The organism is Microcoleus sp. S13C4, from assembly GCF_036700865.1.
GTDB lineage: Bacteria > Cyanobacteriota > Cyanobacteriia > Cyanobacteriales > Microcoleaceae > Microcoleus.
Genome location: NZ_JAUBPS010000003.1, coordinates 1 through 3,595, shown reverse-complemented (window position 1 = coordinate 3,595; position 3,595 = coordinate 1). Strand labels below are relative to the sequence as shown.

The 3,595-nt window shown below is 47.4% G+C and carries 2 protein-coding genes and 1 pseudogene; 1 reads left to right on the top strand and 2 read right to left on the bottom strand.

What is annotated here, in order from left to right:
• The coding region (locus tag QT996_RS02335) for a WD40 repeat domain-containing protein (protein WP_445304536.1) at window positions 1-334 on the top strand (334 nt) is incomplete at its 5' end.
• Window positions 335-428: 94 nt separating this feature from the next.
• Here the strand turns inward: QT996_RS02335 and QT996_RS28570 are convergent.
• Window positions 429-1,429: pseudogene (locus tag QT996_RS28570) on the bottom strand (transposase).
• A 696-nt stretch (window positions 1,430-2,125) separates the two neighbouring features.
• A partial coding sequence (locus tag QT996_RS02320) for a M3 family metallopeptidase (RefSeq protein WP_333044261.1) occupies window positions 2,126-3,595 on the bottom strand: 1,470 nt, incomplete at its 5' end.

Below are 3,595 nucleotides of genomic sequence, written 5' to 3'. Positions count from 1 at the left end.
GGTCAATAGCGTGGCTTTTAGTCCAGATGGGTTGACTTTGGCTTCTGGAAGCAGTGACAACACCATCAAACTGTGGAACCTGCAAAGCCAAAAACCCATCGCTACCCTCACTGACCATAGTAGTTCGGTCTGGAGCGTCGCCTTTAGTCCTGATAGCTTAGCTTTGGCTTCTGGAAGCAGTGACAACACCATCAAACTGTGGGTTTGGGATGTTGATCCACTAATGGCATTTGGTTGCAATTGGATTAGCGATTATCTCAGAACACATCCGAAAGTGGCAGAAGAATACAAACCGATATGTGCTGATTACCTCAACCAACCGTCAATCAAATAGGATTTAGGCAAAAACAGCCAGCAAGATGTTCGCATGGATTGGGGCAACTACGGGGGATGGCCCCTATCAACAGTCCGGACAGATTTTCGGTCGGTCAAGCTTTGAGAGAGCCGTATTCTAGAAGCTTTTGGTAGTTTGGATTTAATTTAATCAAAGTCGGGTCCAAATCAAAAATGGCGATAAATAGTTCTAGTAAATGCTCATTTAAAGCTTTTCGTTTGAACGACGCTATAGAAAATGAAATAACCTCTGGTGTCGGTTGAGCTGTGAAGGTAGCCTCTTGTCTCAAGGTGAGTTTGGCTAAATTTAGGGCTGTCAAACTACCCTTGACCTGGGCATCCAGGGCATCCAGATTGCGAGATTGGCTATCGACCATTCCGGTATATTGTCTGGCATCACAAAAGATAAACTCAATCTGAAATCGAGCGCGATAATAAGCCAAGATATCGCTGGCGCTCAGATTAACATCGGTGGAAAACAACAGAATATACCGCTCTTTCCCCTCGACGAGTCGCACGCTTGCAAACTACACGAATCCGGCGGTCAAGAGAAACCGACCACACCACGGCAGTCCACAGCGAAAGTCCCATCGTCTAAGGTCTCAGTTAACGTGAAATATTTTAATTGTCGCTCCAAGAGGGCAACCTTGCCGTCATAGGTTTTCTGACGACCAGGACCAGACCGACGTGACCCTTGATACAAATATTTTAAATTCGCGTCTGGTCGCAGTTTTCCAATGGCATTCCACCCCAGGTTCACGACCCCATCCACCCATTTCCGTTTGCTGTAGAAGCTATCAGCAACCACATATTCAACTCGTTTGGGTACATAGGTCTGACAATAGGCTAGATGGCCTAAATAGAAATCGACTTGATTCCCACAGACTTGATGCTCTATTTCGGCTGCTAAAGCTCGGTCGGACAGGCCCGCTTCCGTGTGCGGAGCCGATAACGCATAGGCTGTATTCTGCTCTACATCGACCACTGCCACCACCGACCACTCCAATCCCGTCTCGACTTGACCACTCTTGCCGTTGTAGAACCGATCCTGATTGGGTGTATGACGACCACTTTTTTCATGAAAGGTCGCATCCACCACTAGGATTTGAACTCCTTCCCGAGAACCGTGGGTTTGAATCAAATGACTATTCACCGATTCAAACCTACGGTTCTCTGCGATCGATTTCGACGAAACGTTCGCTCGCGACTGGGGACTATAGCGATTTAAATTGGTGTAGTTGGCTCGACCACAGACGACGAATAGGCTGGTCAAGAATGCGAGGAGAAAGGTTCGTTGCGGTTTGTGAAATAACCCACTGTGGTCAGTGCGTCCGTTAGAATATTCTGTAGGCTATCGATGGCGCAGTCCTTTTTTGAATCTGACTGTACTTTAAGCCCTGGATAGCTTTCCTCGCCACTACCCTCCTAAAAAACTGTCCGGACTGTTGGTTTTGTATGCGAGGCAGGAAGGTGACTTCCTGACCTTAGCTACCTTACGTGAGACAACTTTTACTCCTGACAATTCCAGAAGTTCTGTGAGCAGTTTAATTTCCTTCTTTGAGGTCATCGTTACCCATCCACCCTAAAATGACTTACCTTTTCATTCTAGCTAACAACAGCTCACCCTCAATAGTCAAGTCTGTCAAGACTTGATGTCATTATTTTATATATTTTTTTATTTTAAGTCGGTTTTTAATTATATTTTTAGCATACTAGGTGATGAAGAACCAAAAAAACCGGGATTAATGCAGATAAATTTACCCACATTAATCCCCAGTTATTCCACACTTAATTAAGCCGCAACTAAACCGCTGTGTCTCAACAAAGCTTTAGTGCTTGGTTCGCGTCCCCGGAAAGTTTTAAACACTTCCATCGGGTGCAAACTGCCGCCCAATCCTAATACTGTATCTCGGAAGCGCTTACCTGTAGAGGCGATCGCACTTTCATCTTCCAAACCCGCTTCCTCAAACGCCGCAAAAGCATCAGCGCTGAGCACTTCCGCCCATTTATAACTGTAATACCCCGCCGCATAGCCGCCCGCAAAAATGTGTCCGAAAGCGCACAAAAATGCGTCTTCTTCCAGAGGAGGCAAAACTGTCGTAGTTTTAGCAATGCGGTTGCGGATATCGGCCACAGTTTCGCTGCCGCCCGATCGATAGCGGTGGTGCAATTCGATGTCAACGCTGCTAAAATGTACTTGCCGGAGCATGACGCTGCCGCTCATGTAGTGGCGCGCTGCTAGCAGTTTTTGGTAGTAGTGTTCCGGCAAAGTTTCCCCGGTTTCGTAATGCTTTGCCATCCCGAACAAAGTAGCGCGATCGTAACACCAATTTTCCATAAATTGACTGGGCAATTCCACCGCATCCCACTCAACATTATTGATGCCCGAAGCCCCCGGATAGTCTACCGTTGTCAGCATATGCTGCAAACCGTGACCGAATTCGTGAAACAAAGTTTCGACTTCCACAAAAGTCATTAAACTCGGTTTGCCGTCAACCGGAGGACTTTGGTTGCACACCAAATAAGCCACCGGCAACCGCGTAGTTGTTTTTCCTGCTTCGACAAATTTAGCGCGCACCACGCACTCGTCCATCCAAGCACCGCCGCGCTTTTCCTCGGGGCGGCTGTAGGGGTCTAAATAGAAATTGGCGATCGTATTTCCTGCTTCATCATTTATTTGGAAATAGCGCACATCTTCGTGCCAGACAGGAGTTTGACCGTCCGCCGCAGTTACTGTCACGCCGAACAGCCGTTTTACTAATCCAAATAACCCCTCTAATACCTGTGGCAAAGCAAAATAAGGTCGCAATTCTTCTGCACTAAAAGCAAACTTTTCTTCCCGGCGCCGTTCCGACCAAAAACCTACATCCCAGTGCTTCAAATCTCCAGCTTCCGCCGCGCCTTTTTCGGCAGCAAAAGCTTTCAATTCTTCTAAATCTTTGACAGCAGCATCATAACTAGCCTGGCGCAATTCTTCTAACAAAGCTTCCACTGCTGCAACGTCGGGAGCCATTTTGCTCGCCAAGCTCAATTCGGCATAACTACTAAACGCGAGCAAAGCAGCTTTTTCCTGGCGCAAAGCTAAAATGCGATCGGTCAACGGCCAGTTATTCAATTCTCCGCTACTTGCTCTGCCGATAAAAGCTTTGTACAACTTTTCGCGCAAGTTGCGGCGGGTGCTGTGCTGCATGAAAGGGCCGTAACTCGGAAAGTCTAAAGTAATCCGCCAAGGGCCGTTTTCGGCATCCGCATTTTCTTCGCC